The organism is Ruegeria sp. AK4 (genome assembly GCF_056541025.1).
On record NZ_JBQFXS010000002.1, the window covers coordinates 348,191 to 363,077 of the forward strand.

Here is a 14,887-nt window from a genome sequence, read left to right on the forward strand (position 1 = left end):
CCATGGCTCAACCCCAATGTAAGGACAAAGCCAGATGGAAACCCTTTCAGAAAATGCCTGTTTCGGTGGTGTACAGGGTGTGTACCGCCATGCCTCCTCGGCTTGCCAATGTGACATGACCTTCGGCCTGTTCCTGCCTGCCGAGGCCAAAGACGGGCCCGTTCCCATCCTGTGGTATCTTTCCGGCCTGACCTGCACCCATGAAAACGCCATGACCAAGGCAGGCGCACAGGCCTGGGCTGCGGAACAGGGCATCGCGGTTGTGTTCCCCGACACTTCGCCGCGTGGCGAAGGCGTGGCCGATCACGAGGATTACGATCTGGGTCAGGGTGCTGGCTTCTACGTGAACGCAACACAAACCCCATGGGCCCCGCATTTCAACATGTGGAATTACGTGGCCGAGGAACTGCCCGCTCTGCTGGCCGAGAACTTTGCCATCGACATGGACCGTCAGGCCATCACCGGCCATTCGATGGGCGGCCATGGCGCGCTGACGCTGGCGATGAACCTGCCAGGGCGGTTCGGGTCGGTCTCGGCCTTTGCACCGATCTCGAACCCGACCGGGGCGGATTGGGGGCGCAAACAGCTCAGCGCCTATCTGGGCGATGATGAGGCCCTGTGGGCCAAACATGACGCCTCGCTGATGATGAAGGAAAAGGGGTTCGACGGCCCGATCCTGATCGACACCGGGGCCAGCGACCAGTTCATCGACCTGCTGCGCCCTGAGGCGCTGGCGCTGGCGATTGCCGAACGCCGCCAGCAGGCAACTTACCGTCTGCAGCCGGGTTACGACCACTCGTATTTCTTCGTTTCGACCTTCATGGAAGACCACATCACTTTCCACGCCGAAGCGCTGTACGGGGACTGAGGCATGAGCAAATACGACTATGACCTGATCATCATCGGGTCCGGCCCGTCGGGGCGTTCGGCAGCGATACAGGCGGGCAAGCTGAAACGGCGGGTGCTGGTGATCGACCGCAAGGATCGCTTTGGCGGGGTATCGGTGCATACCGGGACAATCCCGTCGAAGACCCTGCGGGAAACCGTGCTGAACCTGTCGGGCTGGCGCGAGCGCAGCTTTTATGGGCGCTCCTATCGGGTCAAGGACCAGATCCGCGCCGAGGACCTCAAGGCGCGCCTGCACATGACGCTCGATCACGAGGTCGACGTGCTGGAACATCAGTTCAACCGCAACCACGTCGAAACATTGAACGGATTGGCGAAATTCATCGGCCCGCACGAGGTCGAGGTCGCCACCGACGCGGGCGAAACCACGCGCCTGACAGCCGCCAAGTTCCTGATCGCCACGGGCACCAAGACCTACCGCCCGGATTATGTGCCGTTCAACGGCAAAACCGTCGTCGATGGCGACGACTTTCTGGAAATGGCCGAAATCCCCCGGTCGCTCTGCGTTATCGGCGCGGGCGTGATCGGGGTCGAATACGCCACCATGTTCTCGGCGCTCGACGTGCGGGTGACGCTGATCGAACCCAGGGAAACCTTCCTCGATTTCATCGACAGCCGCCTGATCCACGATTTCACCCATCAGGTTCGCGAGAACGGTGTCGATTTGCGACTGGGCTCGGCGGTCGAAAAGATCGAAGACGCTGGCGAGCATGTTGAGGTCACACTCGAAAACGGCCGCCATGTCCGGGCGGAAATGCTTCTGTTTGCTGCCGGGCGCATGGGCGCGACCTCGGCGCTGAATCTGGATGCGGTTGGGCTGGAAACCGACCATCGCAACCGCATCAAGGTGGATCGCAAGACCTATCAGACGGCTGTGCCGCACATCTACGCGACAGGAGATGTGATCGGCCACCCCTCACTGGCCTCGACCTCGCTGCAACAGGGGCGTGTTGCGGCGTGTCATGCGCTGGACACGCCCACCCTGCCGGAAAGCCCGTGGTATCCCTATGGCATCTATTCCGTGCCCGAGATTTCGACCTGCGGCATGTCCGAAGAAGAATTGCAGGAACGCGGTATCCCTTACGAGGTCGGCGTGGCGCGGTTTCGCGAAACCTCGCGCGGGCATATCATGGGGCTGGAGCACGGCATGCTGAAAATGCTGTTCTCGCTGAAAACCCGCCGGGTGCTGGGGGTCCAGATCGTCGGCGAAGGCGCGACCGAGTTGATCCATATTGCGCAGGCGGTTCTGAACCTGAAAGGCACGGTGGACTACTTCGTCCAGAACACCTTCAACTACCCGACGCTGGCCGAGGCGTACAAGATCGCCGGTCTCGACGCCTTCAACCGCATGCCCATCCCGGACGAGTTCAAAGTGCGCAAGGCACCCGCGAAAAAAGAGGCCAAAAAGGCGTGACAACGCTCTATGTCGATGGCGATGCCTGCCCGGTAAAGGCCGAAGCCGAACGGGTCGCGACCCGGCACAAAGTGCCGATGGCGCTGGTGTCGAACGGCGGGCTGCGACCCTCGGCCAACCCGCTGGTGCAGGTCGTCATCGTGGCCGAAGGCGCGGATGAGGCCGACAAATGGATCGCCGAGCGTTGCCGGATGGGCGATGTGGTGATCACCTCTGACATCCCGCTGGCCGCGAAATGCGTCGAGGCCGGCGCGCGCGTGCTGCGCCCGAATGGCGAGGCCTTCACGGCGGCCAATATCGGGCAGCAACTGGCGATGCGCGATCTGATGGCCGACCTGCGCGCCGCAAACCCTCTGGGCGCGGGCGGTGGCGGGAAACCGTTCAGCAAGGCAGACCGGTCCCGCTTTCTGGATGCGTTAGAGCGCGAGTTGCGCGCGGCGCTGCGGGGCTGATGGCGCCTGACCAACCCGGCGGAACCCGAATACCCCGTTTACATCCGGGGTTTTAGAACGCACCTTGCGGTTGAAACCTGACCGCGCGTTTTGGAACACGGAGAGTGCAGTATGAAAGTCAAAGGCGAACACTACCGATCGATTTGGTGGGACACCGCAGCGGGTGAGGTTCGGATCATCGATCAACGCTGGTTACCGCACGAGTTTCGGATCGTAACGCTGAAAACGCTGGATGAATTTGCCACCGCAATCCGCGACATGTGGGTCCGGGGCGCGCCGCTGATCGGCGCGACGGCCGCATTTGGAGTCGCCGAGCAGATGTCCCGTGACAGCTCGGATGCCTCGTTCGATGCGGCCTATGAGGTTTTGAACGCAACCCGGCCGACGGCAATCAACCTCCGCTGGGCGCTGGATAAGTGCCGGGCGGCGCTGATGCCGCTAGCCCCCGGTGACCGGGCGGATCAGGCGTGGAAACTCGCGCAGGAGATCGCGGATGAAGATGTAAAGATCAACGCCTCGATCGGTCGGCACGGGCTGGAACTGATCAAAAGCATCGCCGCCCGCAAACCTGCGGGCGAGCCGGTGCGCCTGCTGACCCACTGCAACGCAGGATGGCTCGCGACGGTGGATTGGGGAACCGCCACAAGCCCGATGTATCACGCGCATGAGGCCGGTATTCCGGTCCATGTCTGGGTGGACGAAACCCGGCCCCGCAATCAAGGGGCGCTGACCTCGTGGGAGTTGGGCGAACACGGCATTCCCCATCGCTACGTCGTCGATAATGCGGGCGGGCATCTGATGCAGCACGGGCTGGTGGACGCCGTCATCACCGGCACCGACAGGACCACGGCGCAGGGCGATGTGTGCAACAAGATCGGCACCTACCTCAAGGCGCTGGCCGCGCATGACAATGGCGTGCCGTTTTATGTGGCCCTGCCCTCGCCCACCATCGACTGGACGGTTCGCAACGGGGTGGAGGAAATCCCGATTGAAGAGCGTGATCAGGGTGAAGTCTCGCACGTCATGGGAATCGATGATCAAGGTGCCATTGCCGACGTGCGCGTGACCCCCGACGGAACGGAAGGCGGCAATCCTGCCTTTGACGTGACGCCGAACCGGCTGGTCACCGGGCTGATCACCGAACGCGGTGTATGTGATGCCTCTGCCGAGGGGCTGGCTGATTTGTTCCCAGAAAGAGCCGGTTAACATTTTGTTCAGGCTGCCCGACGAAAGTCCGGTCTGATTGGAAAAGCCCACGACCCGCAGTGAGAATTTTGCTGAGAAAACATGATGATCGAAAACTGGTACAAGACGGATGAAGCCCGCCAATGGCGCAATCAGGCGGGCGAAAACCCTGCCGATCAGGAACTGGGCGAACGCGTCTATACTTCGCGGCTGATCGGGCAGAACCCGGACCTTCTGATGCATGGCGGCGGCAATACCTCGGTCAAGCTTGAACGGCCCGACCTGTTCGGCGACCCGCAGCGGGTTCTGCACGTCAAGGGGTCGGGCTGGGATCTGGACAGTATCGAAGCGCCGGGTCTGCCGGGTGTCTGGCTCGACCCGCTGCTGAAACTGCGCGCGCTGGATCGGCTGACGGATTTCGAGATGGTCAATGTGCAGCGCGCCAACCTGCTGGACTCCGGCTCGCCCAACCCCTCGGTCGAAACGCTGCTGCATGCCTTTCTGCCGCATAAATACGTCGATCACACCCACGCGACCCCGTTTCTGGTGCTGGCGAACCTGCCCAATGCCGAAGAGGTCTGCCGCGAGATATTTGGCGACCGGCTGGGCATCGTGCCCTATATCATGCCCGGTTTCGGTCTGGCGAAAAAAGCGGCTGAGGTGTTCGACGAATACCCGAATGTCGAGGGGCTTTTGCTGCTGAAGCACGGGCATTTCACCTTCGGGGAAACCGCCCAGGAAAGCTATGACAAGATCGTGTCGCACACCAACGAAGTCGCGGCCTATTTCGGCATGGGTTCGGTGACGCCCATCGGCCAGCGTGAACCCGCTGCAAACCTTGAGGTGCTGCCAGCGCTGCGCGGCGTTATTGCCGAGGTCTCGGCAGGCCGCGACGATCCCTTGCCGGTGTTCGATCTTCGAAACGGGCCGGACGTCATGGAGTTCCTTGAACGCTCAGATATCGAAGATTTGTCCGGTCGGGGCATGGCCTCGCCCGACCATGTGCTGCGCACCAAGGGCAGCCCGCTTGTCCTGCGCGCATCCGACCTGACCGGCGGGCGTGCGCAGCTGAAAGCCAGGGTCGAGGAATTTGCCGAAACCTATCTCGCCTATTTCAACCGGCAAGCCCCGCAGGCGGATGAACCCAAGACCCTTTTGCCCGCCGACCCCAAACACGCGTGGATCGAAGGCGTCGGGGTGGTTGGTATCGGGGCCAATGCCAAAGCGGCCTCGGCGGCGGCGGATCTGGCAGAGCAGAACCTGCGGGTGCGCGCCGTGGGTGAGGATGCGGGTGGGTTTTACCCAATCGGCGAGAAGGACCGGTTCGATTGCGAATACTGGTCGCTGGAACAGGCAAAGCTTGGCAAATCCGCCCCGCCGCCCCTGCAGGGCAAGGTGGTGATGATCACGGGCGGGGCCGGGGCGATTGGTCGGGCAACCGCGCAGGCCTTTGCGGCCTCGGGCGCCAATATCGTACTGGTGGATCGGGATGAGACGGCGCTGTCCGAGGCGCAGAAGACGCTTGGCAACTGGCATTCTACTTTCGCCTGTGATGTGACCGAAGATGGCGCGGCTGATGAAGCGGTGAATGCGGCCATTCATCGGTTTGGCGGGTTGGATATTCTGGTCTCGAACGCCGGATCGGCAACCTCGGGCGCGGTGCTGGACCTTGACGACGCCGCGTTTCGCGCGGCGTTCGAGCTGAATTTCTTTGCCCACAAGGCCTTTGCATCCAGCGCTGCCCGCGTGATGCAGGCGCAGGGGCGCGGGGGCCAGATTCTGTTCAATATCTCAAAACAGGCCATCAATCCGGGCCGGAATATGGGGGCATATGGCACACCCAAGGCGGCGACGATGTTCCTGTTGCGCCAACTGACGCTTGAGCTTGCCGGTGATGGTATCCGGGTGAACGGCGTGAACGCAGACCGCATCCGCTCGGGTCTGTTGACCGATGGATTCATTCGCGAACGCGCAGAGGCGCGTGGTGTTAGCGAAGATACCTATATGGCGGGCAACCTGCTGGGCCGCGAGGTTGAGGCCACTCATGTGGCCAACGCCTTTGTCGCACTGGCACTGATGGAACGTACGACGGGTCACGTCGTGACCGTGGACGGGGGAAACACCGAAGCGGAACTGCGCTGACCAAAGCGCGGTTGCCGTCTCAGGCGGCGACTGGAGTTCGGTTCTCACGGATCGGCAGGTGCACGATGGCGCTGAACGCGCCAATCGCCACGCCGATCCACCAGACGAAAGTGTAGTCGCCAAACTGGTCATACATGCGGCCGCCAAGCCAGATACCCAGAAAGCTGCCGACCTGATGGCTGAAGAATATGATGCCGTAGAGCGTTCCCATGTAGCGCAACCCATAGAGATGCGCGACCAGACCGGATGTCAGCGGGATCGTCGCCAACCACAGGGACCCCATCACCAGCGAAAAGGCGATCACCGAAAGCGGCGTGATCGGGAACATGATGAACAGCGCCGCCGCGAGGGTCCGGCCGGTGTAAACAGCGGCCAGCAGGTATTTCTTGGGGAAGTGATTGCCCGCCCAACCGGCCAGCAGCGTGCCGCCAATATTGGCCAGCCCGATCAGTGAGATCGAAACCGCCCCAAGGGCCGAGGTTGTGGTGATGCCGATGGAATGCAACACGCCGCCGGGCTGGATCGGCCCGCACATCTCGGTCACGAAGGCCGGGAAATGCGCGGTTACGAACCCCAGCTGATACCCGCAGCTGAAAAAGCCCAGAAATATTAACGCGTAAGAAGGATCGCGAAACGCTTTGCCCAGAATCTGGCTCATGCTTTCTTCCAGCTCGGCCTTGGATATGGCTTGCGGCGCGCGCATGAAGGGCAGCGTTAGAACCAGCGCCAGGATCGCAATGGCGAAGATGATGAACACCTGCTGCCACGGCAGGAAAGTCAGCATCCACTCGGCGGTCGGCGCACCCAGCACCTGACCAAAGCTGCCCGCCGCCGTCACGATGGCCAGCGACATCGACCGGTTCTGGTCCGACGACGCGCGCCCGACCACGGCCAGCACCACGCCGAACCCGGTTCCGGCGATGCCGAAGCCGACAAGCCAGGCGTACATCTGATGCCCGAACGGGGTGACGGACCAGGCTGACAGCACCATCCCTGCCGCATAGGTCAGCGCACCCAGAACGATCGCTTTGCGGTCGCCGACCTTCTCGGCAATGGCGGCAAAGATCGGTTGCCCGATCCCCCAGGCCAGATTCTGAATCGCAATCGCCATCGAGAAATCGGTGCGCAGCCATCCGAATTCATCCGCAATCGGAATCTGGAACACGCCGAAAGAGGCGCGCACGGCGAAGCTGACCGTGATGATAATGCATCCGACGATCAGGATTGGGTTCAGCAGGCGGTCGTATTGCGGCATGGGCCCCTCGGGGATTTCGTCCGGCAGACGGTAATCTATTGGAACCGGGCGTCAATTCAGCAGTTTTGCGGTCACGGATAACGAAATTTGAACCGTCGGCAAAAATGCCCGCTTTTCATGGCGCAAACCGATAGGTAAGGCTCGGACCCATGACGGATCTGATTTCGCATTACGAGGCCCGCATCGCCGAAGGCACCCTTACCCGGGACGACGCGCAAGAGGCTGTCCTGCCGCATTTCGAGCGTATCCGGGCCGCGCTGGCCCAACCTGTCAAACGCGGGTTGTTTCGCAAAGCGCCCCCTGCCCCGCAGGGGCTGTACCTGTGGGGCGGCGTCGGGCGCGGCAAATCCATGTTGATGGATATGTTCGTGGACACGCTGGGGGATACCCCTGCGCGGCGCGTTCACTTCCATGCCTTCATGCAGGAAATCCATGCAGGCATGCACAAGGCGCGTCAGGACGGGGTCGAGGATGCGCTTGCGCCCGTCGCGCAGGAGGTCGTGAAGTCGGTCCGCCTGCTGGCCTTTGACGAGATGCAGATCACCGACATTACCGACGCCATGATCGTCGGGCGATTGTTCGACCTGTTGCATGAGGGCGGGGTGGCGGTTGTGACCACCTCGAACCGGCATCCGGACGATCTGTACAAGGACGGGCTGAACCGGCAGCTGTTCCTGCCGTTTATCGCCCATATCAAAGAGCAGTTGCAGGTGTGGGAACTGATCTCTCCGACCGACTACCGGCAAAACAGGTTAAAGGGCGCGCCGGTCTATTTCACGCCGATCGGGCCCGAGGCGCGGCAGAACATCCGGTCTGTTTGGGCCGATCTGGCCGGTGGCCCGGCGGATCCGTTGATTTTACAGGTCAAGGGGCGGGCCGTTGAACTGCCTGCCTTCCGGAACGGCGTGGCACGCGCGTCGTTCTACGATCTGTGCGGCCGTATGCTGGGGCCGGGGGATTATCTGGCCATCGCCGAAGAAGTGAAGGTGTTGATCCTTGAGGATATTCCCCGCCTCTCGCGCAACAACTTCAACGAGGCCAAGCGCTTTGTGACCCTGATCGATGCGCTTTACGAAGGTAAAGTCCGCCTGATCTGTTCCGCTGCTGCCGAGCCCGAGATGTTGTATGTCGAGGGCGAAGGAACCTTTGAATTCGAGCGCACCGCCTCGCGGCTGCGCGAGATGCAGGATCAGGATTGGGGGAAATAGGGGGCGCTGCCCCCGCCGCGCTTTGCGCGACTCCCCCGGAGTATTTTTGAAAAGATGAAGCGCTAGCCGTTTTCGCGCAGGATGTTTCCGGCGAGATAGAGTGAGCCGCAGATCAGAACCCGCGCTTGCGGGTCTTTTTGCGTGATCGCGGCCAAGGCGGCGCTGACGCCGTCTGCGGTGGTGGCGGGCAGGTCGACTTTGGCGGCGGCGGCGGCGGTCTCCTCGGCGCTGAGCGTGGCCGCCTCGCCGGGTATGGAGACAGCGGTCAGGCTTTGGGCCTGCGTGGCCAGCGGTGCCAGATAACCCGTCACATCCTTGGTGTTCAGCATGCCGCAGATCATATGGGTCGGGCGTTTAGGCAGCCTGGCCAGAACATCGGCCAATGCGATGCCCGCGGCGGCATTGTGCCCCCCGTCCAGCCACAGTTCGGCCTGCGGGGCCGACTGCACCAGCGGTCCGGTTTTCAGACGCTGCATGCGCGCGGGCCATTCGGCTTTGGTGACCGCGGCCTCATAGGCGGCATCGCCAAGGTTCAGATGGCGCAGAACCGCCAGAGCGGAACCGGCGTTCTGAATCTGATGCGTCCCCAGCAGGTTGGGCAGGGGCAGGTCCAGCAGACCGGTTTCATCCTGATAGACCAGCCGCCCCTGTTCTTCGTAGACATGCCAGTGCTGCCCATGGGCAATCAGCGGCGCGCCGAGTTTGGCTGCGGTGCGTTCGATAACCTCCATCGCCTCATCGGGCTGAGGTCCAACGATGCAAGGCACGCCCCGCTTGATGATCCCTGCCTTTTCGGCGGCGATTTTCGCCAGCGTGTCGCCCAGAAACTGCTCGTGATCGATTGAAATCGGTGTGATCACGGTGACGGCGGGTTTTTCGATTACATTGGTCGCGTCCAGACGACCGCCTAGACCGACCTCGAGCAAAGTGTAATCGGCCTGTGCGCGGGCAAAGGCCAGAAGGGCGGCGCAGGTTGTGATCTCGAAATAGGTGATGTTTTCACCGCCATTGGCTTCGTAACACTCATCCAGAACGGCGGTCAGGTTGGGTTCGGAGATTAGCTCCCCGGCCAGACGAATGCGTTCGTGAAAACGCGCCAGATGCGGAGAGGTATAAGCGTGGGCGGTCAGCCCTGCCCCTTCGAGCCCGGCACGGATCATCGCCTGGGTCGAGCCCTTACCGTTGGTGCCGGCGATATGGATCACGGGCGGCAGTCTGTCCTGCGGATTGTCCAGCGCGGCCAGCAGGTTCCAGACGCGGTCTAGCGTCAGGTCGATGATCTTGGGGTGCAGCGCCATCATCCGGTCGAGGATGGCGTCGGACGTTGGCGCGGTCATTCCTTGCCTGCATCCTCGGCGGGGGCTTTTTCCTGTGTTTCCTCGGGAGTCGGCGCTGGCAGATCTCCTTTGACCGCAGGCGGCAGCCCCATCAGCATCCGCGTGATGGTGATAAGCTCTTCGCGCATCTCGGTCCGTTTGGTTACGCGGTCCAGCATGCCGTGATCCAGCAGATATTCGGCGCGCTGGAACCCTTCGGGCAGTTTTTCACGGATGGTCTGTTCGATCACGCGCGGACCGGCAAAGCAGATCAGCGCGTTGGGTTCCGAGATATGCACATCGCCCAGCATCGCGTAAGACGCGGTCACGCCTCCGGTGGTCGGATGGGTCAGAACGACGATATAGGGCAGGTTCGCCTCTTTCAGCATTTCCACCGCGACGGTTGTGCGGGGCATTTGCATCAGGCTCAGGATGCCCTCTTGCATCCGGGCACCGCCAGCGGCGGAAAACAGGATCAGCGGGCGTTTCAGTTTCACCGCCTCTTGCGCGGCGGCGATGATGGCATTGCCCACAAACATGCCCATCGATCCGCCCATGAACGAGAAATCCTGCGCGGCGGCCACGATCGGTGTCCGGCCGATCTCGCCCGAGGCGACCAGCATCGCCTCTTTCTCGCCGGTCTTTTTCTGCGCGGCTTTCATGCGATCCGGGTATTTCTTCTGATCGCGGAATTGCAGCGGATCGTCCTTGGGGGCGGGAACGTCGACCTCGGTGAAGATGCCGCCGTCGAATAGATGCTGGAATCGCTCGCGCGGGGTGATTGCCATGTGATGGCCGCACTGGGTGCACACGTTCTGGTTTTCCGCCAACTCGCGGTGAAACAGCATGGTTCCGCATTCATCGCACTTGTGCCAAAGGTTTTCAGGCACTTCCCGGCGCGAGAAGATCGAGTTGATCCGGGGGCGGACGTAGTTTGTGATCCAGTTCATGTCGGAACCTTGGCTAGTGCGGCGTTGACGTCAAATAAGACGCCACGGCCGGAAATGCAATCAGCGCCTGATCGCAAGGCGCGCGGTTAGCCAGCAGACAATCATGACCGCGAAATCCACCAGCAGCCATTGCCGCAGCATGCCGGTATCCGACATGTCATAGGGCAGCAGGAACAGGGCCAGACCGCTGAGGTTGTCGGGCAGTGAGATAAACAGCAGCGCAACCGCATTGTTGAAGAAATGCAGGGCGACAGCCGGGCCAAGGGTCCCTGCCCGCGCTGTCAGGTCGGCAGCCAGCAGGCCAAAGACGCAAGACCATGTGGCGACCAGCAGGGCGTTGTCCCCTGCAAGGGCCGGCGCGTAGTGACCGGCGGCAAACAGGATCGAGGGAACGCCCATCCAGATCACCGGGGACCGAAATCTGGCCGCCAAGGACTGCTGCAGGTATCCGCGAAACAGAACCTCTTCGGCGCTGGTCTGAATCAGGACGGCGAAGGCTGAGATCGGCAGCAGCATCAGCCAGACAGACAGGCTGAGGTTCGCCTGAAGCGGCTCGCCCATGTTATAGGGCGGCAGAACGGTCACGATCACGCCCAGGATCATCAGGGCGCGCAACACCCTCCAGAACTGAGCCAGTGCGGTGCCGCGCGCCCCGATCATCGACGCAAAAGCCCGGTGCTGCAGCAGGCGCGCGGCGACGGCGACACCCAGTGTGATGAACCCGAAGCTGCCCAATAGCACGAACATGGCCAGCGGTGTGCCGCCCTTGAACAGAACAGCGGTCCAGTAATAGGGGGCGATACCGGCAATCGCCGAGAACAGGATCAGGTTCAGCGCGCTGACAAGAATGCCGACCAAAGCCAGCCCCAGCGCAATCCGCCACAGTTCGGGCCGGGCGCGGGCGGGCGCGATAAGGCGGTCATGGGCGGCGTAAGCGCCCGGTTCATCGTCACGCATTGTCACCGGCACCCTCAAGGCCCTCGGGCTGAGTCACATCCGGGAAAACATCCGCTCCGGCGCTGGCGGCATTGATCCGGTTGGCCAGTATGGTCAGATACCCGGCCACGGTTTGCAGCAGTTGCACCGCAACCGTGGCATCGCTTTCGACAACCGCGCGCAGTTCTTCCGCTCCGATCCGCAGGAACGAACAATCATCGACGGCCGTCAGGTCCAGTTGCCGCTCTTCACCGGTGATGATCGACAGATCGCCGATCAGGCGACCCGGCTCGATGATCGAAACCGTTCGCTTCGCCCCGTCCGGTTCGGTCCATTCCAGTTTGGCCTGACCCGCGATGCACAAATAGGCCGCGTCCGGTATCTGTCCGCAGGAAAAGATCACCTGACCCGCCGCAGCCTCGTACCACTGCGCCGAAAACGCCAGCAGCCGCTGGTTGCGGGCATCGATGCCCGAGAACAGCTCGGTCGAGGCGATCACCTCGATCTTGCGGCTCAGATCGGCCGAGGCCCCCTGGACGTGCACAGGTTGGGTGCGCGAGACGCCGTCGATCCGCCCGTGCTTGATTTCGACGAACAGATCATAGGCTTCGGGATGGGCAAAGTGGTCCTCCATGAAGATCATGATTGAATCCGGCAGCAATTCGCGCAGTTTCAGACGCGTGCGCAGGCGGCTTTCGGAATCGTGGCTGGCCAGCGCCTTGTCGAGGATCAGGACATCAGGGCGTTTGATCCCGGCCCGCGAAAACGCGGCGCGTTCCTGAAATACGGTCGGCAGGTTGTTCCCGCCCAGACCTGAAGGCAGGTCATAGATGATGGCAGCGGCGCGGCGGCGCAAACCGGCCTCGTTCATCGCTTCGGCCACGACGTTTTCAATGTCTTCGGCATGCGCGCCTGCCATCAGGGACACCCGACCATAGATCGCGTTTTCCATCACCGACAGGCGGGGGATGTAGGCCTCGGGCGTCACGGGCAGGAACATTCCATCGAGCGCGCCGCGCAGCTGGTCCGCCCGTGCCTTGCGGATCGCCAGGATCTTGTCCTTGTATTCTTCCGGGAAATCCGGGCCGATCTGTTCGGCTGTCAGCAGAAACGGAACGGTGAGCAGCGTCGCGCGCTCGTCATCGTTGATCTCGGCATCGCCCTTGGCCTTGCGGCGGTCCTGAATGTCCAGCAGGCGGTGATACATGTCTTTCGACATGCCCAGCCTCAGAAACAAGGGGTGGTCCGTGCCGTCACGGCCAAAGGCGTGGTTGAGCGTTTCCAGCACCGCATTTGAAATGCTCATCGCGTCTTCTGCAAGGTCATGCGCACTGAGCATGGACAGGAACCGCCCGTCGCCTGCCAGAATCTCGGGTGAGATATCGCGTGCCGGGGCCCCGAACAGCAGGTTGCCGCCCAGCGGAACAGCGGGATTGAACCGGTCGGGATCGAATCTGTAGACATATTGGTCCAGACCCTTGGCGCGCAGCTTTTCGTCTACGGATTTACGCAGATCGACGATCCCACGGGCCAGTATCGGGTGCAGTTCGGGGTCGAAACGCGTGCGCAGGGTGCGGCGGAACATGAATTCGTCAATGCCCATCGCCTCGACCAACTCGAACCACCAGTCGCGGATATCGTCGATGTCATCCAGCCCGGCCAAACCGGGGTCGATCCACTCATCCGACAGCGAATCCGGCGGGTTCCCGGCGCGCACCGCTTCGATCTGCCGGCGCGTGGGTGCTTTCACTGCATCTGTCTCATGCTGCGGGTGGGTCCGCAAGGGCATCATCAGGTTGTCGCCCAAAGTGCCGTCAAACAGATAGGGCCGCGAATAGGCATAGCCGATCCGCGCCGCGATAACGGACTGATGCAGATCGCGCAGATCGTGCCCGGCCAGAATAACCTCTCCCTGAACCGGCAGAACCTCGCGCGTCAACAACTGGGCCAAGGCGTTTCGCTCGGCGGCGTGGGTCGACTGGATCGCCACGCGGGCCCCCTTGGGAATGGTCAGGTCGATATCTTCCAGAACGGTCTTGCCGTCATTGTCGCGAACGGTCACGTTGCGCAGCTCGATATCGCCGGTCAGATGCGGGATCGTCTCGGGCTCGCCCACGAACAGGTGCTCGGGGATCATGTCCGATGGCGCGAAGCGCTCGGTCACAATCTCCCACCGCAGGGACATGTCCTGCACCTGATTGTAATAGGTCAAAAGGTCCTTCCACGGGCCGCTCAGATCCTTGTATGCCCCAAGCGCGGCGACCAGAGCGCCCACCGTAACCTCACCCGTGATCGCCAGATAGCCGCCAACCGAATAGAATAGGAACGGCGTCATCTGAGTGATCAGATTGTTGAGAAATTTCATGAAGAATTTTTTGTTGTAGATCCGGAACCGGATCTCGAACAACGTTCCCAGACGGTGGCTGAATTGCGCCAGCCGGTAACGCCAGCCGCCATTGGTGCGCAGGTCGCTGATGCCCGCCGCGCTTTCACCGATCTCCGAGCTCAGCTGCCGGACCTCCTGAATGCGGTCCTTGTTCAGCAGGTTGATCTGGCGCTGCAGTTTGGGGATCAGCCAGGCCTGCAACGGGATTAGGGCGATGCTGGCCAACCCGAACCAAACGCTTTGCATGAACAGAAAGGTAACAATTGTCATCATCTGCCCGAACTGGAACACCGGCTGGGCGATGGCATCGCCCATCAGCCCGCCCATCGGTTCGGCCTCGGACGTGATCATCGACACCAGTTCTCCCTGACTGGTGGTGGCGAAATAGGATTTCGGAAACCGCATCGCACGGTGAATCAGGGTGAACCGCAGACGGCGCAGCATACGCTCGGCCAGAACGCCTTTCATCGTGTTGATGCGCATTTTCATCAGCCCGCTGACGATCACGGTTGCCAGAAAGGCAAAACACAGGATCAGCAGATATTGCACCTGAGTCACGGTGATCCCGAACACCACCACCGTGTCAGCGGGCGCGCCGATGGCGTCGTTGATGATCTGCTTGGGCAATTCCAGCGAGGCATAGAGGAACGGGAACGACAAAACCGTCAGAACCAACAGAACAAGCTGTTGTTTCTTCGAGTATTTCCAGATGAATGAAAACAGAGTGGGTTCCATGC

Annotated in this window: 11 protein-coding genes; 6 read left to right on the forward strand and 5 right to left on the reverse strand. The window is 61.7% G+C overall.

Going from position 1 to position 14,887, the window contains the following annotated elements:
• Positions 1-34 precede the first annotated feature (34 nt).
• From fghA to ACR0EZ_RS05525, 5 genes are all read left to right on the forward strand, one after another.
• Positions 35-868, forward strand: coding sequence for an S-formylglutathione hydrolase (gene fghA, locus ACR0EZ_RS05505; protein WP_480611620.1), 834 nt, complete (start codon positions 35-37; stop codon positions 866-868).
• A 3-nt stretch (positions 869-871) separates the two neighbouring features.
• Complete coding sequence (sthA, locus tag ACR0EZ_RS05510; protein WP_480611621.1) at positions 872-2,320, forward strand: Si-specific NAD(P)(+) transhydrogenase; 1,449 nt, start codon at positions 872-874, stop codon at positions 2,318-2,320.
• Complete coding sequence (locus ACR0EZ_RS05515; protein WP_480611622.1) at positions 2,317-2,772, forward strand: YaiI/YqxD family protein; 456 nt, start codon at positions 2,317-2,319, stop codon at positions 2,770-2,772. Before sthA ends, ACR0EZ_RS05515 begins: the two co-directional genes overlap by 4 nt.
• A gap of 111 nt (positions 2,773-2,883) precedes the next feature.
• On the forward strand, positions 2,884-3,978 hold the full coding sequence (mtnA, locus tag ACR0EZ_RS05520) for an S-methyl-5-thioribose-1-phosphate isomerase (protein ID WP_480611623.1): 1,095 nt from the start codon (positions 2,884-2,886) through the stop codon (positions 3,976-3,978).
• Positions 3,979-4,059: 81 nt separating this feature from the next.
• On the forward strand, positions 4,060-6,099 hold the full coding sequence (locus ACR0EZ_RS05525; RefSeq protein ID WP_480611624.1) for a bifunctional aldolase/short-chain dehydrogenase: 2,040 nt from the start codon (positions 4,060-4,062) through the stop codon (positions 6,097-6,099).
• Between the two features lie 19 nt (positions 6,100-6,118).
• Here the strand turns inward: ACR0EZ_RS05525 and ACR0EZ_RS05530 are convergent, their stop codons facing one another.
• The gene (locus ACR0EZ_RS05530; RefSeq protein ID WP_480611625.1) at positions 6,119-7,354 is read right to left on the reverse strand and encodes an MFS transporter; all 1,236 of its coding nucleotides are present in this window, start codon (positions 7,352-7,354) and stop codon (positions 6,119-6,121) included.
• A 149-nt stretch (positions 7,355-7,503) separates the two neighbouring features.
• Between ACR0EZ_RS05530 and zapE the strand changes: the two genes are divergently transcribed.
• A complete protein-coding gene (gene zapE, locus ACR0EZ_RS05535; protein ID WP_480611626.1) occupies positions 7,504-8,562 on the forward strand; it encodes a cell division protein ZapE in 1,059 nt (352 codons plus the stop codon).
• A 62-nt stretch (positions 8,563-8,624) separates the two neighbouring features.
• On the opposite strand, the gene ACR0EZ_RS05540 is transcribed toward zapE, so the two are convergent.
• The 4 genes from ACR0EZ_RS05540 to ACR0EZ_RS05555 are packed head-to-tail and all read right to left on the reverse strand — an operon-like array spanning position 8,625 to position 14,885.
• Positions 8,625-9,899, reverse strand: a complete 1,275-nt coding sequence (locus ACR0EZ_RS05540; protein WP_480611627.1) for a bifunctional folylpolyglutamate synthase/dihydrofolate synthase — start codon at positions 9,897-9,899, stop codon at positions 8,625-8,627.
• The gene (accD, locus tag ACR0EZ_RS05545) at positions 9,896-10,828 is read right to left on the reverse strand and encodes an acetyl-CoA carboxylase, carboxyltransferase subunit beta (protein WP_480611628.1); all 933 of its coding nucleotides are present in this window, start codon (positions 10,826-10,828) and stop codon (positions 9,896-9,898) included. Before accD ends, ACR0EZ_RS05540 begins: the two co-directional genes overlap by 4 nt.
• Before the next feature lie 60 nt (positions 10,829-10,888).
• Complete coding sequence (locus tag ACR0EZ_RS05550; RefSeq protein WP_480611629.1) at positions 10,889-11,785, reverse strand: CPBP family intramembrane glutamic endopeptidase; 897 nt, start codon at positions 11,783-11,785, stop codon at positions 10,889-10,891.
• Positions 11,778-14,885 (reverse strand): ABC transporter transmembrane domain-containing protein, encoded by a 3,108-nt coding sequence (locus ACR0EZ_RS05555; protein ID WP_480611630.1) that lies wholly within the window; start codon positions 14,883-14,885, stop codon positions 11,778-11,780. The genes ACR0EZ_RS05550 and ACR0EZ_RS05555 overlap by 8 nt, the downstream gene beginning before the upstream one ends.
• Between the last annotated feature and the right edge of the window lie 2 nt (positions 14,886-14,887).